Genomic DNA, 22,072 nt, shown 5'->3' with positions numbered 1-22,072 from the left:
GCCGCCGCGGGAAACGGAGGCGCCGTTTTGTCAACGGGAATACTGCTATAGAATTGCTGCCATAGAACTGCTGCCGCGGGAATGGTGTGGCAGACCGAAAACAGGAAAGGAAAAGGGAGGAGACCATTATGACATATCAAGAGCTGAAACGGGATGAGGAACGCTACGTTATGGCGACCTACGGCCGTTTTCCGGTGGCTTTGGACCACGGGGAAGGGGCAAAGCTGTGGGACGTGGAGGGAAAGTGCTACATCGACATGACGTCGGGAATCGGCGTCAACTGCCTGGGCTATTCGGACAGTGACCTGATCAAGGCCATTTCCGATCAGGCCGCCAAGCTGATGCACGTATCCAATCTCTACACCACCGCTCCCATGGTGGAGACGGCAAAGACCCTGGTGCTCCACTCCGGCCTGGAGGGCGGAAAGGTGTTCTTCGCCAACTCCGGCGCGGAGGCCAACGAGGGGGCCATCAAGCTGGCGAGAAAATACAGCTATGACAAGTACGGCGAAGGCAGAAGTAAGATTGTCACCCTGAAAAACTCCTTCCACGGCCGCACGGTGACCACCTTAAAGGCCACGGGACAGGATAAATTCCACCAGTTCTTCTTCCCCTTCACGGAAGGCTTTGACTACGCGGAGGCGGGGAATCTGGAGGATGTGAAGGCCAAGGCGGACGGTACGGCCTGCGCCGTGATGATGGAGCTGATCCAGGGAGAGGGCGGCGTCCTGCCTCTGGAGAAGGAGTTTGCGCAGGCGGTGGAGGCATTCTGCCGGGAGAAGGACCTGCTGCTCATCATTGACGAGGTGCAGACGGGAATCGGAAGAACGGGCTCCCTGTTCTGTTTCCAGCAGTATGGCATCCGCCCGGATGTGGTGACCCTGGCGAAGGCCCTGGGCGGCGGACTGCCTGTGGGCGCCGTGCTGGCAGCCGGTTCCTGCAGCGGTGTGCTCACCCCCGGAACCCACGCCACCACCTTCGGCGGTTCCCCCACGGTGTGCGCCGCGGCCAATGCCGTGCTGGAGAAGGTGACCAATCCCGTATTCCTGGAGAAGGTGCGCAGTAAGGGCGAGTATCTCCGCCAGAAACTTCTGGCCATGAATTCCCCGGCGATTTTAGGGGTCCGGGGCATGGGCCTGATGGTGGGAATCATTGTGGAGGACGGAAAGCAGGGAGAGTACGTGAACCAGCTCATGGATCACGGCGTTTTGGCCCTCACGGCTGGAAAGAACGCGGTGCGCCTTCTGCCGCCCCTCACCATCACCATCGAGGAGATCGACGAGGCTCTGGCAGCCATGAAGGAGGTATTCGGGGCGGAGTAAGCCGGAAATGGGCATCTGACCTGCCGCCGGCGCCGTTTCAAACCGCCGGCGCATCCTGAAAGCTCCCGCATCTGCGGGACCGCAACATCCTATGACGAGGAGGAAACATCCTATGAAACATTTGCTGAAACTGATGGATCTGTCCAAGGAGGAGATCGTCTCCATCCTGGATCTGGCAGACCAGTTAAAATATGAGAAGAAAAACAACATCGCCCACCCCCTGCTGGCGGGCAAATCCCTGGGAATGATTTTCCAGAAGTCCTCCACCAGGACGAGAGTATCCTTTGAGGTGGGAATGTACCAGCTGGGAGGCCAGGCCCTGTTCCTGTCCTCCAACGATTTGCAGATCGGCCGCGGAGAGCCGGTGCAGGATACGGCCCGGGTGCTGTCCCGCTATCTGGACGGCATTATGATCCGCACCTTCGCCCAGAAGGAGGTGGAGGATCTGGCGGCCTACGGCTCCATCCCCATTATCAACGGGCTGACGGATTTCGCCCATCCCTGCCAGGTGCTGGCGGATCTCATGACTATCCGGGAAAAATACGCCTCCCTGGATGGCTTAAAGCTGGCCTACATCGGAGACGGCAACAACATGGCCAACTCCCTCATTGTGGGCTGCCTGAAAATGGGCATGAAGGTGGCGGTGGCCACCCCGGAGGGCTACCGCCCTGACCCGTCGGTCCTGGCCTTTGCCGAGGGCAATCCCAATTTCCTCCTCACCGATGATCCGGTGCAGGCGGTGGCTGGTGCGGACGTGGTCTACACCGACACCTGGGCGTCCATGGGCCAGGAGCAGGAGAAGGAGGCCAGACTGAAGGCCTTTGCCGGCTACCAGGTAAATGATGAGCTGCTGGCGGCCGCCAATCCCGGCGCCATGGTACAGCACTGCCTGCCGGCCTACCGGGGCCAGGAGATCACCGAGGAGGTGTTCGAGGCCCACGCTACAGAGCTGTTCGACGAGGCGGAAAACCGTCTCCACGCCCAGAAGGCGGTGTTAGTCAAGCTGCTGGGCGGAAAGCAGGAGTAATCAGAGCGGACGAGGAAACAGAAGACAGAAAAAACACCGGACACATCTCCCTTCCAGATCATGGGAAGGGAGAGAAGTTCCGGTGTTTTTTGCCGCTATTCCTCCGCGGTCTCCGTGTTCGGTTTTACCTGCACCGTGGCCTCCGCCACCTGGTGGTTTTCAATGCGGGTGACAAGCAAGCTGCATTTTGGCAGCTCCAGACGGATTTCCTGCTCCCCGTCCTTGGGTACATTTCCCAGAAGGTGGAACACCAGGCCGGTGAAGGTGCCGCAGTCCTCCTCGTCCAGCTCCAGGCCGGTGGCCTCCTCCAGGTCCCGCAGGGTCACATTTCCGTGGACGGCGAAGGTGTCCTCAGACAGCGGTTTTACGAAAGGCTCTGTCTCCAGGCTTTCCTCATCCGCCTCCTTTAAGCTGCCCACCAGCTCCTCCACCAGGTCGTGGATGGTGACGATGCCGGAGATGCCGCCGTACTCGTCCAGCACCACCGCCAGGGGGATGCGGTTTTCCCGCATATTGCGAAAGAGGACGTCCGCCTTGATGGCTTCCGGGACGAAGTGGGCGGGGCGCACGGCATTTTCCATGACGCTTTCCCGGCTTTTGTCCTTCAGACGGAAGTAATCCTTGGCGTTTAGGATGCCCACGATGTTGTCCGGGAAATCCTGGCAGACGGGGTACAGGGTGTGGCGGCTGCTGTGGATGGTCTCATCCCACTCGTCCATGGAGTCCTCCATCCAGAGAAAGAGCACGTCTGTGCGGTGGGTGGCGATCTCCCCGGCGGTCAGGTCGTCGAATTCAAAGACGTTCTGGATAAACTGTTTTTCCTCCCGGTCGATGGCTCCGTTGGCGCTGCCGGCGTCCACCAGCAGGCGGATTTCCTCCTCGCTCACCTGCTCGTCGGCCTCATTGGGATCAATGCCAAAGAGGCGGAGCACCGCGTTGGTGGAGGCGGAGAGAAACCACACCAGGGGGGCGAACAGGGAGGAGATCATGGAGAGCAGGCCGGAAAGCCCCAGGGCCAGCTGCTCCGATTTTTTCATGGCGATCCGCTTTGGCACCAGCTCTCCGAAAATCAGGGTGAAGTAGGAGAGGACGATGGTGATAAACACTACGGCGATGGTGTCCAGGGTATTTCTGGAAATGGGGGCGCCCAGGCTTAACAGCCAGTCCACAAGGCCGTCGGAGAAATTGTCGGCGGCGAAGGCGCTGCCCAGAAAGCCGGACAGAGTGATGGCCACCTGGATGGTCGCCAGGAATTTGGCCGGCCGGTCCGTCAGCCGGGCCAGGCGTTTGGCCCGCTTATCTCCCTGGGAGGCCAGCTTGGTGAGTTTCGCCTCATTCATGGAGAGCACGGCGATCTCCGCGCTGGCGAAAATGGCGTTTAACAGGATCAGGATGACCTGTATCAGCAGTAAGATTCCAATGGTTCCGTTCAATGTGTGATAACCTCTTTTCTTTTTTATTTTCGTGTTTGTCCCCGGTTTCCTGGGGGATAAAAGTGTGCGCTCCAGTGCATACTCGTGCCGGAGCGAGGCTGAGTTAGCAGCCAGTTTCCTCTGCGCGGAATGTGCCTCCCGCCGGAGGCTTTACGTCATAGGCACCGTTTCCTGTGACATAAAAAAAGCACAAGACATAAGCCCATGGGGAGCGCGCTCCGCACAGACTGAGTCCTATGCTCGTATCTAAAAAAACAGGGATATTCGTTCGTTCAGGGTCCGCGTCACTGTCTCCAGCGTCCATTATGTAGAAACTCCTCCTTGTGTGTTAATATGGTGCACATTATATGCAAAAATACATGGTTTGTCAACGGGCAAAAAAAGTTTGTATAAATTGGATAAAAAACATTGACAATCCAAAAATAAACTGTATAATTAAGTTATAACATAGTTAAGCAACTTAATAAAAAAGAGGGAAAAATGTTAGAAAAGGAGGAACAAGGTATGAAATACGATTTTACCAGCATTATGGACCGGAAGGGCAGGGACGCCATCGCGGTAGACGGTCTGGGAATGAATCCGGGGTTTGCGCCGGATCCGCCAAAGGAGGGGTTTGACATCATCCCCATGTGGATTGCGGATATGAACTTCCCCACTGTGCCCACCATCCCGGAGGCCATCATCGAGAGGGCGAAACACCCGGCTTACGGCTATTTCAACCCGTCAAAGGAGTATTTCGACTCCATCATCAAATGGCACGAGACAAGAAACGGGGTGGAGGGCCTGACTCCGGAGTGCATTGGCTACGAGAACGGCGTGCTGGGCGGCGTGATCAGCGCCCTGAACGTGTTCTGCTCCAAGGGCGACAAGGTGCTGCTCCACACCCCCACCTACATCGGTTTCACCATGTGTATGACGAACAACGGCTATGACATGGTGCTCAGCCCCCTGAAGCAGGATGAAAACGGCGTATGGCGCATGGACTTTGAGGACATGGAGGAGAAGTTAAAGACCCAGAACATCCACGCCGCCGTGTTCTGCTCCCCCCACAACCCCTGCGGCCGTGTATGGGAGAGATGGGAGATTGAGAAGGCCATGGAGCTGTACAAAAAGTACGATGTGTTCGTGGTGTCCGACGAGATCTGGTCTGACATCATCTTAAACGGCCACAAGCACGTCCCCACCCAGTCCGTGAGCGAGGATGCGAAAATGCGCACGGCCGCCATGTACGCCCCCAGCAAGACCTTCAACCTGGCCGGTCTTGTGGGCAGCTACCACATTATTTACAACAAGTGGATGCGGGACCGTATCATCAAAGAGTCTTCCCTTCCCCACTACAACGATATGAACGTGCTCAGTATGCACGCCCTGATCGGAGCCTACAAGCCGGAGGGATACGAGTGGGCCGACGAGCTGTGCCAGGTGATCAGCGAGAACGTAAACTACGCCTGCGATTACATCAAGGACCACTTTGAGGGCGTGAAGGTGTCCAAACCGGAGGGAACCTATATGCTGTTCTTAGACTGCACCGAGTGGTGTGAGAAACACGGCAAGACCATCGAGGAGCTGGAGAAGGCCGGCTGGGATGTGGGCGTTGCCTGGCAGGACGGCCGGATGTTCCACGGGCCCTGCTCCATCCGCCTGAACCTGGCCCTTCCCCTGGAGAGAGTGAAAGAGGCATTCCGCAGAATGGACACCTACGTCTTCAACGCGTAAGGAAAAAGGAAAAGAGGATATTTCATGGCAAAGTTTCAGGTGGGGGAGAAACTGGACGATTTCTCCTACGACACACCCTTTGAGCCGGGACTGAGGTTAAAAGAGACGGCAGAGCGGGTCAGCGGCCGGACGGCCATCCTGTTTCTGCGCTACTACGGCTGTACCCTGTGCCAGTTAGACATTCACAGACTGGCGGCCGGTTATGAGAGGATCCGGGAAACGGGCGGGCAGGCGCTGGTGGTGCTCCAGTCCAGGCCCCAGACCATCGCCCTCCAGGTGAAACCGGGAGAACTTCCCTTCGACATCATCTGCGACCCGGAGGGGCAGCTCTACGAGAAGTACGGGATCATGGCAGCCGCCAGCATGGAGGGAATGCTGGATGAGAGGACCATGGAGAAGGTGGCGCAGGCCAGGGCCGAAGGGTTTTCCCACGGCGAGTACGAGGGAGAGGAGCTCCAGCTGCCGGCGGCGGTGGTGCTCCAGCGGGACCTGACTGTGACCTACGCCCATTACGGGACGTCCGCGGGGGACGTGCCGGATGTGGAGGAGCTGGTAAAACGGCTTACAGAAGAAACGGAATAACGTGGAGAGAGCGGCAGCCTGGATGGGAGGCCGCTCTCTTTTTGTGCCATAGGGAACTGCGTCCCCTATGACACAGAAGCCTCCGGCGGGAGGCGCACACTTTTTTCCTTTTTCTGCCGCTTTTCGGGCATATTTTCGGCAGCGGCGTCGATTCCTCCCGGAATTATCTGGTTGCATATCTGGCGTTTTCTATTATAATAGATGGGGTAGAAAGATGCCAAAGAGGAGAACATTATGGAGAGCGCGAGAGAATACCTGCTCCGGATCCCGGAGTTTGCCAGGGAGAAGCATACCCTGAGAGAGGCGGAGGAGTTCTTAAGAGAACTGGACAGCCCGTTTCCGGGGACGGTGATCCATGTGGCCGGAACCAACGGAAAAGGCTCCGTGTGCGCGTTTCTTTCATCCATCCTGCAGGCGTCGGGATACCGAGTAGGAACATTTACGTCTCCCCATCTGACAGATGTCCGGGAACGGATCTGCGTGGACGGGGAGCCGATAGACGAAAAGGCATTTCAGAGGAGCTTTGAACGGGTGCGCCGCGCCTGGGAGAGGCAGAGAGAGCGGGGGATGACCCATCCCACGTTTTTTGAATTCCTGTTTTATATGGCGGCGGCCTGTTTTCAGGAGGAAAAACCGGAGGTGGTGATCCTGGAGGCCGGCATGGGCGGAAAACGGGACGTGACAAACGTCTGCCGCCCGGCCCTCACGGTGATCACCTCCGTCAGCCTGGACCATATGGCGTACCTGGGAAATACGGTGGAGGAGATCGCCGGGGAGAAGGCAGGCATTATAAAGCCTGGGGTCCCCCTGGTGTTTGACGGAAACGACCCGGCAGCCGCCGCGGTGATCCGAAACCAGGCGGAAACGGCGGGAGCGCCCTGGCGGGATGTGAGGCAGGAACCCCTGTCCGTGGCCTGGGACGGCCCTTTCCCCAGGATTTCCTTTCCTTTTCTGGGAGAGCGGGTCCAGGCCCGGCTGCCCTTTCCGGCGGAGTACCAGGTCTGGAACGGGGCTCTGGCGGGAAAGGCGGCGGAGGTTTTGGCCGCCGGGAGACGGGATAAAGATTTCCGGCCGGGACAGGTTTCCCATTCTGGAAACGGGCAAACGGTTCCGCCTTTTAAAGGTGTCACCGTTTCCGCCGTCTCTCAGGGACTGGCAGAGGCCAGGCATGTTGGACGGATGGAGGAGGTCCTGCCTGGAGTTTACTTCGACGGGGCCCACAACCGGGACGGGATCCGGGCCTTCTGCCAGGCGGCGGCCAGGATCGCGGGATTGTTAGGGAAACCGGCATATCTGCTGTTTTCCGCCGTGTCGGACAAGGAGTACGGGACCATGGCGGAGGAGCTTCTGCGGGAGCTAAAGCCGGCGGAGGTGTTTGTGGCCCACATGGAAAACGGCCGCGGGCTGTCAGCCGGAGAGCTGGAAACGGCCTTTGCCCGGGCAGAAGAAAAGGCGGAGGAAACGGGAGGAAGACGGCCGGGGATCCGGATGTTTCCCTCTGTTTCAGAGGCTTTTTCTGAGGCCATGAAGGAAAAGAAGGCGGGGAACGGACTTTTATTCTGCGCCGGTTCCCTCTACTTCATCGGGGAGCTGAAGGAATGCCTGAAGGAGGAAAAGCATGATCAATTTTGAAGAAGAAATCAAGCGGTTTAAGCCCAGCCTGGATGTGGAACAGGTGGAGGACGCCATTGTAAAAAGTGACCTGACGGATATGACGGACCTGATGATGGAACTGATCAAAGAGGAGCGAAGATAGGCGGTACCTATGGATTATGTAAGGAGAAACCAGCAGATTGCCAACAGCTATTACAACCTGGGGCTGGAGAAGGCCCAGATCCGGGATCTGTCCGGGGCGGCGGAGTGCTTAAAAAAGAGCATCCGGTTTTACAAGTACCAGACGGACGCCAGGAATCTGTTAGGGCTTATTTACTATGAGATGGGGGAGGTGGCGGACGCCATCGTCCAGTGGGTCATCAGCTTAAACCTCCAGCCGGAGAACAACCGCTGCGACTACTATCTGGACGAGATCCAGAGAAAGCCGGGCCGTCTGGAGGCGGTGAGCCAGAATGTGAAAAAATTCAACCAGGCCCTGGTCTACGCCCAGACGGAGGCCTATGACCTGGCGATTTTGCAGCTGGCGTCGGTGGTGGAGGAAAACGACCACTACGTGAAGGCCCAGCTGCTCTTAGCCCTGCTCTACCTTTCCCAGGAGAACTACACCAGGGCGGGAAAGGCCCTTCACAAGGTGCTCCAGATCGACCGCAGCAACCGGAAGGCCCTGTGGTATATGTCCATTGTGAAGGAGAACACCGGGCGGGCGGAAATCGAGCGGCAGCGGATGGACAACGCCTTTTCCCACACAAAGCTGGAGGATGACAACATCATTCTGCCGCCCACCTACAAGGAGAGCACCGGCGGGCAGATGGTGCTCCACATTCTGATCGGAGTGGTGCTGGGGGTGGCGGTGTTCACCACCCTGGTGATGCCCTCCATTCAGGAAAAGCTAAACAGCGAGCACAACCAGGAGATGTTAAAATACAGCGAGCAGCTGAGCCAGAGCAACATCCGCATCGACGAGCTGGAGTCCAGAGTGATCCAGGCGGAGGGCGCCAGGGAGAACGCGGAGGCCTCCCTGGAGTCGGTGGTGAGCGACAGCGGCGGCACCATCAGCCAGTACGCCTCTCTGGCGAGGATTTTGCAGGCTTACCGGGACGACGATTTCCGGTCGGCCGCCCGCATTTACGCCGGGATGGATCCGTCCCTAATCACCGATCCCAACCTGCAGCCCATTTTGGAGGAGGTGCAGGCGGACATGGCGGAGGACGGCTACCAGGTTTTAGACCAGCTGGGAGACGAGGCGGTGGGGTCCGGGGACTACGCCGGGGCCATCGTCTACTACGACGCCAGCCTGCGTCTCAATGGGGACAATCCGGGGGTGCTCTACGACAAGGCGGCGGCCTTAAAGGCCCAGGGCCAGGACGAGGAGGCTGGCGCCCTGTTCGGACAGATCATTGACGACTATCCGGATACGGACTACGCCACCATGTCCCGGGAGCAGAGGGGCTATTAATACAGGAAATACAGGACAACAGGAACAAAGATACGAAAGAGACATGACCGGAGACGGCCATGTCTTTTTGTTTGTCGTGGGAAATTTTATTTCCTATGATAACAAAAGCCTCCGGCGCGGCTGCGCGGGGTGGCCCGCCCGGGACCATGGACTGCGGGCACGTTGAATTTTGAGAGAGGAGTCAGATTCAGTATGACAAAGGAAACATTCACCTACGAGGCCAGGGGCCAGATTCTCATTATCCACCTCCCCAGGGAGCTGGATCACCACAACTGCAGGAACCTGCGGTATGAGACGGACCTGCTGCTGTCGGAGAATTACATAAACAAAGTGATTTTTGATTTTTCCAGGACGGAGTTTATGGACTCCTCCGGCATTGGAGTGCTGTTAAACCGCTACAAGCAGATGGCTGGCAGCGGCGGCAAGGTGGCCATCTGCGGGGCCGGGAGCCAGGTGAGACGGATTCTCACCATGGGCGGCGTTTACCGGCTGATCAAGCATTTTGACACAAAGGAGGCCGCCATGGCGGACTAGGAAGGGGGAGAGAGGTTGGAGCAGGCAAAGAGAGAGGAAATGCGGCTGGAAATGGAGAGCCGGTCGGAGAATGAGGAATTTGCCAGGGTGGTGGTGGCCGTGTTTTTAAGCAGGCTAAATCCCACCCTGGAGGAGGTGGACGACGTCAAGACGGCGGTGTCAGAGGCGGTGACCAACGCGGTGATCCACGGCTACGGCGGCGGAGAGGGAACCATTTTCATCCGCGCCGCCGTGGAGGGCCGGGAGTTTTTCGTGGAAATCGAGGACCGGGGCGCCGGAATCGGGGACGTGGAGAAGGCCATGGAGCCCATGTACACCTCCGACCCGTCGGGGGAGCGGTCCGGCATGGGATTTTCCTTCATGGAGGCGTTTATGGACGAGGTGGAGGTGCGCTCCGCCCTGGGTCAGGGGACGTCTGTGCGGATGAAAAAACGGATCGGAGAGTGACCCTATGGATGAGACCATGAGATTGATTCAAATGGCTCACGAGGGGGATAAAGCGGCCAGGGACCGGCTGGTCGAGGAAAACGTAGGGCTGATCTGGAGCATTGTGCGCCGGTTTGGGAACCGGGGCCACGAGATGGAGGACTTGTTTCAGATCGGTAGCATCGGCCTGTTAAAGGCCATTGATAAATTTGACCTCTCCTACGACGTGCGGTTTTCCACCTACGCCGTTCCCATGATCACCGGGGAGATCAAGCGGTTTCTCCGGGATGACGGGATGATCAAGGTGAGCCGCTCCGTAAAGGAGCTGGGGGCAAAAGCCGGGGCGGCCAGGGAGAATCTGTCCTTTGTGCTGGGGCGGGAGCCCACCATCGAGGAGATCGCCGGGGAGCTAAAGGTCAGCCGTGAGGAGGTGGCCGCGTCCCTGGAGGCGGGGGCGGAGGTGGAATCCCTCTATAAAACGGTGAACAAAAACGACGGCCAGGAGCTCTGTCTCATGGACCGGCTGGAGGAAAAGGAGGACGAGGAGGAAACCCTGTTAAACCGCATGGTGCTTAAGGAGCTTTTGCTGGAGCTGGAGCCCAAGGAGAGGGACATCATCGTGCGGCGGTATTTTTACAACCAGACCCAGAGCGCCATCGCGGCGGATCTGTCCATTTCCCAGGTGCAGGTGTCCAGGCTGGAAAAAAAGATTCTGCGGCGCATGAGGGAAAAACTGTAAATGGAAATGAGTATAAAGCGGCGATCCCAAAGCATACTACTTGCATAGAAGGATACCAGGTCAAACCAGGATCAAACCGCCATTTTTCGCGGAAACGGATTGCGGATGGTTTGGAGGACGGCGGAAACGGAATGAGCGCGGCAGTCCGGTATCGCGGGGGCAAAATGCAGTTTGGCCCCTTCATCATAGAAAGGATGTGAGAGGTATGGAAACCTGGAGACAGAAGGTTGGGATCGCCGCTTTGTTTGCCTGCCTGATTCTGACGGCAGCGGCGCTGTGCTACTGCCTGTTCGGATTTTCCGGAGGGGCCAAGGAGATGGAGGGCACCTTTGTGGAATCCGCGGAGGTGATGGCGGGGTGAGCCAGACGGAGGTGTACCTGAATGTAAAGGAGATCACGGAGGTCCGAACAAAAAAGGTGCAGTTAAAGGACGTGGCGGACCTCTGGTGCGAGGACTCCCATCTGGCCAACCGCTTAAACGCCCTGACCATAAAAACCATCCGGGAGGACAAGGACTGGAGGTATGTGGAGAGCGTTTTGGACATCATCCGCCTGATTTCAGAGACGGCCCCCGGCACCCAGGTAAACAGCGTGGGAAAGGTGGACTATATCATTGACTATCATAGACCGAAACGGCCGTCCTATGCCTGGGAATGGCTGAAAACCCTGTTTGTCTGCGCCGTCTGCTTTTTCGGCGCCGCCTTTGCCATCATGACCTTCAACAACGACGTGGATGTGACAAAGGTGTTCGGGGAGATCTATTACGTGGTCACCGGGCAGCAGTCCGACGGGTTCACCATTCTGGAGGTGTCCTACTCTATAGGGCTGGCGGTGGGGATTATGGGCTTTTTCAACCATTTTTCCAAGTGGAAGATCAACACCGATCCCACGCCCCTGGAGGTGGAAATGCGCCTCTACGAGGACAACATCAGCAAGACACTGATCCAGAACGCGGGCAGGAAGGAGTCGGGGATTGATGTTACTTAAGGAAACGGTCCTGGCTGTCATCGGGTTTTCCGCCGGCGGCGTGATCGCGGCAGGGATTTTCGCCTTTCTGGCCATTATCGGCGTGTTTCCCAGACTCATGGGAAAGACGGGCACGAAGAAACACATTCTGCTGTACGAAACGGTATTAATCGTGGGAGGCACCCTGGGGAATGTGAGCGACATCTGGGAGATTCCCCTGGGGCTTTCGGCGGTTCATGAGCCGCTTTTGGCGGCCTTCGGGCTGTCGGTGGGGATTTTCGTGGGCTGTCTGGTGATGTCCCTGGCGGAGACCTTAAAGGCCCTGCCCACCATCAGCCGGAGGATCCACCTGGCGGTGGGCCTGCAGTACGTGATTTTAGCCATTGCCCTGGGAAAGCTCACCGGCGCCCTGATCTATTTCGCGGAGCGGTTTGGGGAATGAGGAACGTCGGAGGAAAGGAGAAGAAACCGTATGGAAGTCAACAAGAAACTGTATGAAAACTATATCAAGGAAATCACCCCGGTGCACAACAAGTGGGTCAACCTGCTGTGGGCCTTTCTGGTAGGAGGCCTGATCTGCGTGCTGGGACAGGCGGTGATCAACGCCCTGAAAGGGATGGGAGTGGAGGAGGAGGCCGCTATGGCCTGGAATCAGCTTTTTCTGATCGGCTTAAGCATCCTGCTCACAGGGCTTAACATTTTCCCGAAAATCGTCAAATTCGCCGGGGCCGGGGCCCTGGTGCCCATCACCGGCTTTGCCAACTCGGTGGTGGCTCCCATGCTGGAATTTAAGGTGGAAGGCCAGGTATTTGGCACCGGCTGCAAGGCGTTCACCATCGCCGGGCCGGTGATCCTGTACGGAGTCTTAAGCACCTGGGTGCTGGGGATTTTGTACTACGTGCTGGGACTTTGGAATCTGGGATGGTAGAGAGGAGGAAACGGGCAGTGAAACGAGGAAAAGCAAGCCTGAAATTTGAACGGCCGCCGGTGATCGAGGCCGCCGCGTCCGTGGTGGGGAAAAAGGAGGGGGACGGACCCTTAGGCTCCCTCTTTGACCGGGTGGAGGAGGACGCCACTCTGGGAAAAAAGACGTGGGAGGAGGCGGAGAGCTCCATGCAGGAGGAGGCCTGCCGCCTGGCCTTGGAAAAGGGCGGGTTAAAAAAGGAGGAGATCCGCTATCTCTTTGCCGGGGACCTTTTAGGGCAGATCATCGCCACCTCCTTCGGGGTGGCGGAGCTGGGAATCCCTATGTTTGGCCTTTACGGGGCCTGTTCCACCATCGGCGAGGCCCTGTCCTTGGGGGCCATGACGGTGGCCGCCGGGTACGGCGACCGGGTGCTCTCTGTGGCCTCCAGCCATTTTGCCACGGCGGAGAAACAGTTTCGGTTTCCTCTGGGGTACGGGAACCAGCGGCCCTACTCCGCCACCTGGACGGTGACGGGAAGCGGGGCCTTTGTGCTGGCGGACCTGGCGGCGGCAGCCGCCCGGAAACTGGGGCAGAAACCGGCGGAAACAAAGGGCATGGCAGTGATTGCCGGGATCACCACAGGAAAGATCGCCGACATCGGAGCCAAGGATTCCATGAATATGGGAGCGGCCATGGCCCCCGCCGCCTACAGCACCATTTCCAGAAACCTGATGGATTTTGAGGTGGAGGCGTCCTACTATGACAGGATCATCACCGGAGACCTGGGGGACGTGGGCCGGACGGTGCTCTTAGACTTTATGAAGGCCGGCGGGCAGGATCTCACAGATCTTCACATGGACTGCGGCATGGAAATCTATGACAAGGAAACCCAGGACACCCACGCGGGAGGAAGCGGCTGCGGGTGCGCGGCAGTGACCCTGGCGGCCAGCATTTTGGAGCGGGTCCGGTCAGGAGAGTGGAAACGGGTGCTGTTTGTCCCCACGGGGGCCCTGCTTTCCACCGTCAGCTTTAACGAGGGGCAGACCATCCCCGGCATCGCCCACGGCGTGGTGATCGAGCACCGGGAGGTTCAGGACTGGAACGAAGGAGGAGCTTAAAAATGGACTATGTGAAAGCGTTTCTGGTGGGCGGGCTGATCTGCCTGGTGGTGCAGATCGTGATGGACAACACCAAGCTGATGCCCGGGCGGATCATGGTGGGCCTGGTGGTGACCGGAGGGATCTTAGGCTTTCTGGGGCTTTATGAGCCCTTCGCCAAGTGGGCGGGAGCGGGGGCAGGCGTCCCCCTTCTGGGTTTTGGAAACGCCCTTTGGAAGGGCGTGAAGGAGGGCCTGGCAGAGGAGGGGCTTTTGGGCCTTTTTAAGGGCGGGCTCACAGCCACTGCCGGCGGCATCTGCGGGGCGCTGGTATTCGCGTACCTGGCATCTCTGATCTTTAAGCCGAAGATGAAGGATGAGTAGGACGGGACGAGAGACGGAACGGAAAGGGAGAAACAGGGATAGACGAAACATGGAAGGCAGGGGACGCCGGGATAGGGTCCCCTGCCTTTTGACGTGCTAGGGAGGAAGACATTCGGCGCGGCCGCCGGTTTTCCCTTACAATTCCTCTTTTAAAAGCTCCAGAAATTCCCTGGCCGCCGGGGAGAAGGCCTGGTATTTCTTTGTCACGATGTACAGGTCCACGGAGAGCTTCGGCACGATGGGGCGGAAGGTGAGGTTGCGGCCTCTGGTGTTCACCAGCCGGTCGATGCACAGGGCGTAGCCGATCCCCTGTTCCACCATAAAGGTGGCGTTGTAGATCAGGTTGTAGGTGGCGACAATCTTCATGGAGGGGTAGTCGGCACCAAACCACTCCAGCTCCTGGTGGCCCAAAAAGGTCTGCTCCGCCAGGATCAGAGGCAGGGTTTTCAGCTGGTCCATGGCGATGGCTTTCTGGGCGGCCAGAGGACAGTCCCTGGGCATGAGAAGGCCGAAGGTGTCGCTCTGGTGGATGTTCAGATAGTCGTATTTTTCCTGGCGGATGGGGCCGAGGAGAAGGCCCATATCCACCAGCCCCTTGTCCAGCCGCTCTAAGACCATATCCGCGTCCCCGCTGTGGGTGTGAAGGCGGACCTGGGGGTACTGGCTGCGGAACCGGGCAAAGAGCCGGGTGATCCCGTCCATGGCGGCAGTTTCCCCGCAGCCGATAAAGATGTCCCCGCTCAGGGGCTCCTCGCTGGCGCGCAGGGCCGTTTCCGTGTTGTCAAGGAGCTCTAGAATCTCCTGGGCCCGGTTTCGGAGATAAACCCCTTCCTCCGTCAGGGTGATGGTCCGCTTGCCCCGGATGAACAGCTGCCTGCCCAGCTGTTTTTCTAAGTCCATCATCTGCCGGGACAGGGTGGACTGGGTGACAAACAGGGATTTGGCCGCCCCGGTGATGCTCTGTTCCCGGGCAATGGCGAGAAAGTAGTGTAACAGTCTGGTCTCGATCATATGGAAACGCTCCTTATGGGCCCTGTGGGCCGTTTGGTAAAAGGGTGGTTGGTAAGTGATAGGGATATTATACCTGCTTTTATCATTCCTGTAAACGATGATAAGCTATGATTATCAACTGTTTGTAATTTTTACTCCCAAAACCTATAATCAAAGAGAAGACGAAAGGGGTGGTTCCATGGAGGAGGAACGGGAAGAACTGGAGGTGAGCCTTCGGGCCTGCGGGTTTGAGGAGCAGGCGGCTGAGCAGTACATCCAGTACGCCGGGCAGCATTTCACAGCCGGGCAGCTGCGGCTTTTAAACAGTCAGAGAAAGAAACTGATGGACTGCCTCCACGCGGCCCAGAGGCGGGTGGATACGGTGGATTTTATGATCCGCTCCGTGGAGGGGGCGGCGGAAGAAAAGCGCCGGGGAGGAAAAGCACCCAGGCATTCTTAAAAGAAAGGCGGACAGGAAAGGAGCGTCAATATGAGCGGTTATATCTGCAATTTAAAGGAACAGGTGGAACGGCGGCACATCCGCTGGAAAAACAGGTACGGCATCGCCCTGGCCGGGGATCTGTATATGGAAAAAGGGCTGAACCCGGAGGAGCGCCGCATGGCCCTGGTGGTGGGGGCCCCCTACGGCGGCGTGAAGGAGCAGGGGCCGGCCGTCTATGCCAATGAGCTGGCGGCCCGGGGCTTTGTGGTCCTAACCTTTGATCCTTGCTATATGGGAGAGTCCGGCGGGGAGCCCCGCCATGTGTCCTCCCCGGATCTGTTCAGCGAGAACATCAGCGCCGGTGTGGACTATCTGGGGCTGCTGCCCTTCGTGGACCGGGAGCGGATCGGCGCCGTGGGAATCTGCGGCAGCGGCGGCTTTGCTCTGTCCGCGGCGGCGGTGGACACGAGGATCAAGGCGGTGGTCACGGCCAGTATGTACGATATGAGCGTGGCTGCCCGGCTGGGGCTTACGCCGGAGCAGATCCAGGCGGAAAAGGAGCGGCTTTCCAGAAAGCGGTGGGAGGACGTGGAACAAGGATTTCCGGAGTACCTCCCCGCCTTTCCAGAGGAGCCGGCGGAGGAAATCCCGGACGGGATGGAGGGCATCTGGAGAGAATTTTTTGAGTTCTACGGCACCAGGCGGGGCCACCATCCCAACGCCAGAGGCAATTTCACCACCACCTCCGCCCTGAGCTTTATGAATTATTCCCTCAATGACCACATAGACGAGATCTCCCCGCGGCCGGTGCTGTTTGTGGTGGGAGAGCAGGCGGAGAGCCGGTTTTTCAGCGATATGGCCTATGAGCGCGCCCGGGAGCCGAAACGCATGGCGGTGGTGCCGGACTGCAATCACGTGGATCTTTATGACGACAGGGCCAAGATCCCCTTTGACGAAATCGAAGGATTTTTCCGGGAAAGCCTTGGATGAGAAAGGAGAACCTTATGAATCAGATCGGAATGTGGGCGGCGGCAGTCCTTGGGATCTGCGCCGCCGGCTGCGGCGGAATGGGCGCATGGGAAAATGTGTCTGCGGCGGAGACGGCGAAGGCAGCGGAAATGACAGAAACGGCAAAACCTGCGGAACAGATCCCGTCCCAGGCGGAATCAGAAAGCGCCCCGGAGGAAAGGGCGGAAGGCGGAGAGGAGACGGTTATGAAATTATCGGTAGCATCTTCAGAGTATGAAGTCATTTTTGAGTTGAACGGCAGCGGGGCGGCCCGCCAGCTGTACGGCCAGCTTCCGCTGACGGTGGAGGCCCAGCCCTTCAGCAGCAACGAGATCACCTTTTACCCGCCGGAGAGGCTGGACACGGAAAACACGCCCTTAAGCGGCGGGGAGACAGGTTCTCTGGCCTACTACGCCCCCTGGGGGGACGTGGTGCTGTTTTACGCCCCGTGCAGCCCAAACGGCAGCCTGTACGGACTGGGGACGGCCGTTTCTGGGGGAGAAAATATTTCCAGACTGGCGGGGACTCTCACGGTATCCGCTGTGGAAACAGAAGGTGAAGGGAGGTAAATCATGGAAACCATCCGGTTAAACAACGGTGTGGAAATGCCCATGGAGGGCTTTGGAGTATTTCAGGTGACGGATGAAACTCAGTGTGAACAGGCTGTGGCGGAGGCCATCGGCGCGGGATACCGCCTGATCGACACGGCCAGCTCCTACGGAAACGAGGAGGCCGTAGGACGGGCCATCCGGCAGTGGAACGTGAGCCGGGAAGAGTTTTTTATCACCACCAAGGCCTACATCCATCAGATGGGCTACGAGGCCACCAAGGCCGCCTTTTTCCAGTCCTTAGAAAAGCTGGGGCTGGATTATCTGGATCTCTACCTCATCCATATGCCTTTCGGCGATTATTACGGCTCCTGGCGGGCGATGGAGGAGCTTTACAGGGAAGGCAAAATCCGGGCCATCGGAGTCTGCAACTTCCTTCCGGACCGTCTGCTGGACCTGTGCAAAAACGTGACGGTCACCCCTCAGATCAACCAGATTGAGCGCCATCCCCACTATCAGCGGGAGGAGGAGCTGGACCTGATGAGGGAGCTGGGAGTGCAGCCCCAGGCGTGGGCGCCCTTCGCGGAAGGAATGAAGGGGATGTTTACCGAGCCGGTGTTTCAGGAGATCGCTGGGAAATACGGGAAAACTCCCGCCCAGGTCATTCTCCGCTGGAACGTCCAGCAGGGAGTGATCGTGATCCCAAAATCTGTCCACCCGGAGCGAATGCGGGAAAATCTGGGAATCTGGGATTTTGCCCTGGACGGGGAGGATATGGAACGGATCAAAGCCCTGGATCTGGGATGTCCGTCCATGCTGGACACCCGGAAGGTGAGCGAGGTGAGGCGGGTGTACGGCTATCTGGAACATCCGGTGCTCACAAGCCTGTGACGGGGCGGTTCCGGATGGCAGGAAGGTCTGGAGCCTGCGATTGGCACACAGTTGGCGCGAAAGGGAATGGCTGGAGAGACCGCAGCCGGTTTTGGCGCTCAAAATAGAGACAAATTGAGAAATAGAGGAGGAACAAAATGAGAAAAACGAAAATTATGATCCTGGCGGCGGCATTGGCCATGACGGCCGGCCTGTGGGGCTGCGGGGGCCGCGGCGGACAGGAGACGGCCCCGGAGACTGCGGGGACGGAGGCGGCCGTTAAGACAGGGGAAGAAACGTCTTCCCAACCGGCGAAAGAGGAGGAAACAGAGACCGGTACGCCTGACGGGCAGACGGCCGGGGAGGAGCATTACATATTTGACCTGGACGAAACGGTGGAGCGGACGGCGGTGACCTATGAAAACCGCTACGGGATTTCCCTCTCCGGCGATCTGTACCGGGCGAAGGAGCTGGACGAGACCCGGGACTATCCCGCCATCGTCATCGGCCCTCCCTACGGCGGTGTAAAGGAACAGGGCCCCGGCGTCTACGCCAACGAGCTGGCAAAGCGAGGATTTGTGGTCCTGGCCTTCGATCCCTCCTTTAACGGGGAGAGCGGCGGAGAACCCAGGCACGTGTCCTCCCCGGACATTTTCACCGAGGATTTCAGCGCCGGTGTGGACTATTTGGGAACGCTGGAATACGTGGACCGGGAGCGGATCGGCGCCGTGGGAATCTGCGGCAGCGGCGGCTTTGCCCTGGCGGCGGCCCAGGTGGACGCCAGGATTCAGGCGGTGGCCACCGCCAGCTTGTTTGATGTCAGCGTTTCCGGTGAGGGACTGGACCGGGAGCAGTGGGCGGAGACGATGGCCGCTCTGGGGGCGCAGAGATGGGCCGACGTGGACGAAGGTAAGCCCCAGTACCTGCCCACCTACCCGGAGGAGCCCACGGAGGAGATCCCGGAGGGGCTGGAGGGGATCTGGGCAGAGTTTTACAGCTTTTACGGCCTGGAGCGGGGCCATCACCCCAGGGCCCTGGGCGGCTTTACCACCACCAGCAATCTGGCCTTTTATAACTTCCAGCTCTTAAATCACCTGGACAAGCTCAGCCAGCCCGTCCTCTTTATGGCCGGAGAAAACGCGGAGACCCGCCCCATTAGCGAGGCTGCCTACGAGGCGGTGACCGGCCAGAAGGAGCTGTGGATCATCCCGGAGGCCAACCATGTGGATCTCTACGATGATGAAAATAAGATTCCCTTTGACCGTCTGGCGGAATTTTTCCGCGGCTCCCTGTAAAAACGAGCTGCGAAACAGTGGGGCAGATGGTTTCAGGAAAGCAGGAAAAGCATAGAAAATCCCACGGACTTCAGGGTTTCATAACCTGGAGTCCGTGGGATTTTTATATCGAAAAACGCCGTTTCCCATAGGCAAACATTTCCGGCGGAGGGGTGCCCATGGGAAACGGCAGTCAGCGCAGCCGCGCTCCGTGGCGGGTGTGCGCTGCGGGCCTTACCGGCGCCGTTTCTCCTTTTCCAGTACCCGCTTGGCGATCATGACGAAATGGAGCTTGAAGTTGTCCTCGGTGTCATTGACGTCCAGGCCGGTTTTTTTCTTGATTTTTCTTAAAGCGTCCTCCACATCCTGTTCGCTGATGGACAGGGCGGAGGCCACCGTGGGGATTTCTTCCTTGCATTTATAGTATTTTCCCAGGATTTTCTGCTCGTCCTCGGTCATCTGCAACAGGATTGTGCTGATGAGGGTGTGGCCGTAGGCCAGTACCATGGCGTTGATGGCGCTGTAAATCTCCATTCCCAGGAAATCCAGCACCCGCCGCTCTTTCTTAAACTTCTCTCCGGCGTTCACCGCTTTCAGGCTGTTCTGGTACGTGCGCTCAATGCCGAGCAGGCTGGTTTCGATGGTGCCGATGCCGATGCGGATGAAGGCGCCGGGCAGCTGCTCGCCGAGAAACTCCAGGGCTTTCTCACAGACGGCCGAGGTGACCGCGGAGAGTTCTTCCTTGGTGTGGGCGGCCAGAATGAGGGCCACGCCTTTGTCGCACAGGATAAATTGAGGAGAGTCAATGGAGCGGTTTATGGGGCCGTAGGAAATCAACGGCTGCAGAATCGCTTTCAGTGCGCATTTTTCCTCGTAGGATACTACCACGTCCGACGGGTAGAGGAAGGACAGGGCCAGGAAAAAGTCCTGTTTCACGTCCACTCCCAGGTTTTTTCCGATGGATTCCATAAGATCCGTATCCTCATAATAATGGATGACGATGTCGTTAAAGTAAGAGGAAAGAGAAATGTTGGCGTTGTTCTTGTTCATAAACCATAACCTCCTTAAAAACAGCTGAATGTACCCAGAACCGTATTGGGAAAGCACTATACTATCCCTTTTTCCCGGCAAAGTCAATGAGAGGAAAAAAGTCTGTTCAAATGGACAAAATTCAGAGAAAAAATTTGTCTGAAAAAACAAGAAAAAAGAGTTGAAAATCGTTTCAAAATGAATATAATAAAGGTCTCCAAGTACATTAGGAAAAAATAGGGGGAACAGGAGATGGCGAAGGTAAGCGATCTGCTCCATCTGCCGGCGTTTAAGGGCATCCGCGTAGTCGCAGGGGAGACAGGTCTTCAGAGGAAAGTAGAGCACGTGACGGTGATGGAGGTGCCGGACATCAAGCGGTGGCTGAAGGGAAATGATTTTCTGATCACCAGTTTTTATTCCGTGCGCAAAAGCGAGGAGGCCCAGTGCCGGCTGATCGAGGATCTGGCGGATACCTGCTGCTGCGTGGCGGTAAAAACGGGCCAGTATGTGGACGAAATTTCCGAGACGGTGAAGAAAACCGCGGATCACTGCGGCCTTCCCATTTTGGAAATTCCGTTTCACCTTCCCTACATCGACCTTCTGATCAACATTATGAACCTGCTTTTTGAGGAGGAAAACACCGCCTCCATCCTGGAAAAATACATCGGGGACATCATATACGAAAATTACACGGACGAAATCCTCATGGTGGAGAGAGGGAAACTGTTCGGGCTGGCGGTAGATGAAAATTATTTTGCCGCAGTGATCTTCAACTTCCGGAAAAAATACACTCCCACGGAACAGGAGAAAAAGACCATGCACTTTTGGTGCCAGGCGCTCCAGCGGTACATGATGGACAGCAGGGCCATCCATGGCTGCTACATCATCCGCCTGAAGAAAGGGCTGCTGCTGTTGGTGGAAGGGGAGGAAGAACGGCTGCTGGAACAGTACCTGGAAACGGAGCTGGAGGAAACCCGCGTCAGGCGGATGCGGAAAATCGAAGGGCAAAAGGTTTCCTGCGGCGTGGGGCCGGTCAAGCGGGGCCTGAAGGGGATCCGGGACACCTACAGCCTTTCCTTTAAGGCGATGAACGTGGGAAACCGTCTGTTTGCCGATCAGTACCTTCACTTCTATAAGAAACTGGAACCCTTCTGTGAGCTGGAAAAGATCCTGGTTTCTGAGACGAAAAACGTGTTTACCGATATTCTGGATGGGATCCGGAACCAGGAACTTCTGGACACGCTGATCGCCTATTATGAGTGCGGAGCCAGCATGGACCGGGTGGCAGAGCAGATGTATACCCACAAAAATACGGTAAAGTACCGGTTAAACCGGGTCCAGGAGCTGACGGGGCTGGAGCTAAAAAACCCGGATGACAATTTCCGGCTGTATCTGTCCGTTTTGGCCTTAAAAATGAACCGGGACAAATAGGAATCGTCCGGAATACGGTGCAGCATGGCGATAACCCCATGCTGCATTTTTGCGCCATGAGAACGGCGTGTTCTATGACACAAAGCCCCCGGCACAAGTGCGCGCTGCGGCGCTGACGGTTCGCGTCCCACGGTCATTTTCGTCGCTTGTGATAAAAAATATGGGGAATATGACGGATTTTTGTGTATTTGGACAAAGTATGCGAGCGCAACCTTGGCTGGCCAGACATGGAAAACAGGCGGCCTCTCCACTACAATGAAGGCAGAAAGGAGGAGATG

Annotated in this window: 25 protein-coding genes; 22 read left to right on the top strand and 3 right to left on the bottom strand. The window is 57.6% G+C overall.

The features are described 5' to 3' along the window. Positions 1 to 128 precede the first annotated feature (128 nt). The gene (locus B5E84_RS07560) at positions 129 to 1,322 is read left to right on the top strand and encodes an aspartate aminotransferase family protein (RefSeq protein WP_087221411.1); all 1,194 of its coding nucleotides are present in this window, start codon (positions 129 to 131) and stop codon (positions 1,320 to 1,322) included. A gap of 112 nt (positions 1,323 to 1,434) precedes the next feature. Then, on the top strand, positions 1,435 to 2,349 hold the full coding sequence (argF, locus tag B5E84_RS07555) for an ornithine carbamoyltransferase (protein ID WP_087221408.1): 915 nt from the start codon (positions 1,435 to 1,437) through the stop codon (positions 2,347 to 2,349). A 95-nt stretch (positions 2,350 to 2,444) separates the two neighbouring features. On the opposite strand, the gene B5E84_RS07550 is transcribed toward argF, so the two are convergent. Next, on the bottom strand, positions 2,445 to 3,782 hold the full coding sequence (locus B5E84_RS07550) for a hemolysin family protein (RefSeq protein ID WP_087221406.1): 1,338 nt from the start codon (positions 3,780 to 3,782) through the stop codon (positions 2,445 to 2,447). A 504-nt stretch (positions 3,783 to 4,286) separates the two neighbouring features. Here B5E84_RS07550 and B5E84_RS07540 point away from each other — a divergent pair. The 14 genes from B5E84_RS07540 to B5E84_RS07485 all read left to right on the top strand — a co-directional run bounded on the left by B5E84_RS07540 (position 4,287) and on the right by B5E84_RS07485 (position 14,202). Then, a complete protein-coding gene (locus tag B5E84_RS07540) occupies positions 4,287 to 5,498 on the top strand; it encodes a MalY/PatB family protein (RefSeq protein ID WP_087221401.1) in 1,212 nt (403 codons plus the stop codon). 24 nt (positions 5,499 to 5,522) lie between these two features. Then, positions 5,523 to 6,080 carry a redoxin domain-containing protein gene (locus B5E84_RS07535; protein WP_087221398.1) on the top strand — a complete coding sequence of 186 codons (558 nt, stop codon included), beginning with the start codon at positions 5,523 to 5,525 and terminating at the stop codon, positions 6,078 to 6,080. Positions 6,081 to 6,314: 234 nt separating this feature from the next. After that, on the top strand, positions 6,315 to 7,712 hold the full coding sequence (locus B5E84_RS07530) for a bifunctional folylpolyglutamate synthase/dihydrofolate synthase (RefSeq protein ID WP_087221395.1): 1,398 nt from the start codon (positions 6,315 to 6,317) through the stop codon (positions 7,710 to 7,712). Further along, positions 7,699 to 7,836, top strand: a complete 138-nt coding sequence (locus B5E84_RS20810; protein ID WP_204248559.1) for a hypothetical protein — start codon at positions 7,699 to 7,701, stop codon at positions 7,834 to 7,836. The genes B5E84_RS07530 and B5E84_RS20810 overlap by 14 nt, the downstream gene beginning before the upstream one ends. Positions 7,837 to 7,845: 9 nt before the next feature. After that, a complete protein-coding gene (locus tag B5E84_RS07525) occupies positions 7,846 to 9,150 on the top strand; it encodes a tetratricopeptide repeat protein (protein ID WP_087221393.1) in 1,305 nt (434 codons plus the stop codon). A 192-nt stretch (positions 9,151 to 9,342) separates the two neighbouring features. After that, positions 9,343 to 9,684 carry an STAS domain-containing protein gene (locus tag B5E84_RS07520; protein ID WP_087221390.1) on the top strand — a complete coding sequence of 114 codons (342 nt, stop codon included), beginning with the start codon at positions 9,343 to 9,345 and terminating at the stop codon, positions 9,682 to 9,684. Between the two features lie 39 nt (positions 9,685 to 9,723). Continuing rightward, complete coding sequence (gene spoIIAB, locus B5E84_RS07515) at positions 9,724 to 10,131, top strand: anti-sigma F factor (RefSeq protein WP_087221571.1); 408 nt, start codon at positions 9,724 to 9,726, stop codon at positions 10,129 to 10,131. A gap of 4 nt (positions 10,132 to 10,135) precedes the next feature. Beyond that, positions 10,136 to 10,849, top strand: coding sequence for an RNA polymerase sporulation sigma factor SigF (gene sigF / locus B5E84_RS07510; RefSeq protein WP_087221387.1), 714 nt, complete (start codon positions 10,136 to 10,138; stop codon positions 10,847 to 10,849). 205 nt (positions 10,850 to 11,054) lie between these two features. Next, positions 11,055 to 11,210 carry a hypothetical protein gene (locus B5E84_RS20595; protein ID WP_162612824.1) on the top strand — a complete coding sequence of 52 codons (156 nt, stop codon included), beginning with the start codon at positions 11,055 to 11,057 and terminating at the stop codon, positions 11,208 to 11,210. Next, positions 11,207 to 11,836, top strand: coding sequence for a stage V sporulation protein AA (locus B5E84_RS07505; protein WP_087221384.1), 630 nt, complete (start codon positions 11,207 to 11,209; stop codon positions 11,834 to 11,836). Before B5E84_RS20595 ends, B5E84_RS07505 begins: the two co-directional genes overlap by 4 nt. Continuing rightward, entirely contained in the window at positions 11,823 to 12,257 is a 435-nt protein-coding gene (locus tag B5E84_RS07500; RefSeq protein ID WP_204248558.1) for a stage V sporulation protein AB, read from the top strand. The genes B5E84_RS07505 and B5E84_RS07500 overlap by 14 nt, the downstream gene beginning before the upstream one ends. 30 nt (positions 12,258 to 12,287) lie before the next feature. Continuing rightward, positions 12,288 to 12,743: a SpoVA/SpoVAEb family sporulation membrane protein gene (locus B5E84_RS07495; protein WP_087221378.1), complete on the top strand. Its 456-nt coding sequence runs from the start codon at positions 12,288 to 12,290 to the stop codon at positions 12,741 to 12,743. Then, the gene (locus B5E84_RS07490; protein WP_087221375.1) at positions 12,737 to 13,840 is read left to right on the top strand and encodes a stage V sporulation protein AD; all 1,104 of its coding nucleotides are present in this window, start codon (positions 12,737 to 12,739) and stop codon (positions 13,838 to 13,840) included. The genes B5E84_RS07495 and B5E84_RS07490 overlap by 7 nt, the downstream gene beginning before the upstream one ends. Positions 13,841 to 13,842: 2 nt before the next feature. Next, positions 13,843 to 14,202, top strand: coding sequence for a SpoVA/SpoVAEb family sporulation membrane protein (locus B5E84_RS07485; protein WP_087221372.1), 360 nt, complete (start codon positions 13,843 to 13,845; stop codon positions 14,200 to 14,202). 135 nt (positions 14,203 to 14,337) lie between these two features. Here B5E84_RS07485 and B5E84_RS07480 read toward each other — a convergent pair whose 3' ends face one another. Then, positions 14,338 to 15,213, bottom strand: coding sequence for a LysR family transcriptional regulator (locus B5E84_RS07480; RefSeq protein WP_087221370.1), 876 nt, complete (start codon positions 15,211 to 15,213; stop codon positions 14,338 to 14,340). Positions 15,214 to 15,391: 178 nt separating this feature from the next. Here B5E84_RS07480 and B5E84_RS07475 point away from each other — a divergent pair, with 178 nt between their 5' ends. The 5 genes from B5E84_RS07475 (at position 15,392) to B5E84_RS07455 (ending at position 19,355) form a co-directional block, all read left to right on the top strand. Continuing rightward, positions 15,392 to 15,652, top strand: a complete 261-nt coding sequence (locus B5E84_RS07475; RefSeq protein ID WP_087221367.1) for a hypothetical protein — start codon at positions 15,392 to 15,394, stop codon at positions 15,650 to 15,652. Between the two features lie 30 nt (positions 15,653 to 15,682). After that, positions 15,683 to 16,624 (top strand): alpha/beta hydrolase, encoded by a 942-nt coding sequence (locus B5E84_RS07470; RefSeq protein WP_087221364.1) that lies wholly within the window; start codon positions 15,683 to 15,685, stop codon positions 16,622 to 16,624. Positions 16,625 to 16,638: 14 nt separating this feature from the next. Next, positions 16,639 to 17,211: a cyclophilin-like fold protein gene (locus B5E84_RS07465; RefSeq protein WP_204248557.1), complete on the top strand. Its 573-nt coding sequence runs from the start codon at positions 16,639 to 16,641 to the stop codon at positions 17,209 to 17,211. A 3-nt stretch (positions 17,212 to 17,214) separates the two neighbouring features. Further along, positions 17,215 to 18,081 carry an aldo/keto reductase gene (locus tag B5E84_RS07460; protein WP_087221361.1) on the top strand — a complete coding sequence of 289 codons (867 nt, stop codon included), beginning with the start codon at positions 17,215 to 17,217 and terminating at the stop codon, positions 18,079 to 18,081. Between the two features lie 137 nt (positions 18,082 to 18,218). After that, positions 18,219 to 19,355, top strand: coding sequence for an alpha/beta hydrolase (locus B5E84_RS07455; RefSeq protein ID WP_143469195.1), 1,137 nt, complete (start codon positions 18,219 to 18,221; stop codon positions 19,353 to 19,355). 213 nt (positions 19,356 to 19,568) lie between these two features. On the opposite strand, the gene B5E84_RS07450 is transcribed toward B5E84_RS07455, so the two are convergent. After that, positions 19,569 to 20,384 (bottom strand): CdaR family protein, encoded by an 816-nt coding sequence (locus tag B5E84_RS07450; RefSeq protein ID WP_087221358.1) that lies wholly within the window; start codon positions 20,382 to 20,384, stop codon positions 19,569 to 19,571. A gap of 231 nt (positions 20,385 to 20,615) precedes the next feature. Here B5E84_RS07450 and B5E84_RS07445 point away from each other — a divergent pair, with 231 nt between their 5' ends. Then, entirely contained in the window at positions 20,616 to 21,794 is a 1,179-nt protein-coding gene (locus B5E84_RS07445) for a PucR family transcriptional regulator (protein WP_087221355.1), read from the top strand. Positions 21,795 to 22,072: the final 278 nt, after the last annotated feature.

The sequence above is a fragment of the Lachnoclostridium sp. An14 genome, assembly GCF_002160755.1.
Classification (GTDB): Bacteria; Bacillota; Clostridia; order Lachnospirales; family Lachnospiraceae; genus Lachnoclostridium_A.
The sequence above is the reverse complement of the archived record's forward strand: the minus strand, read 5'-3'. Positions and strand labels throughout refer to the sequence as shown.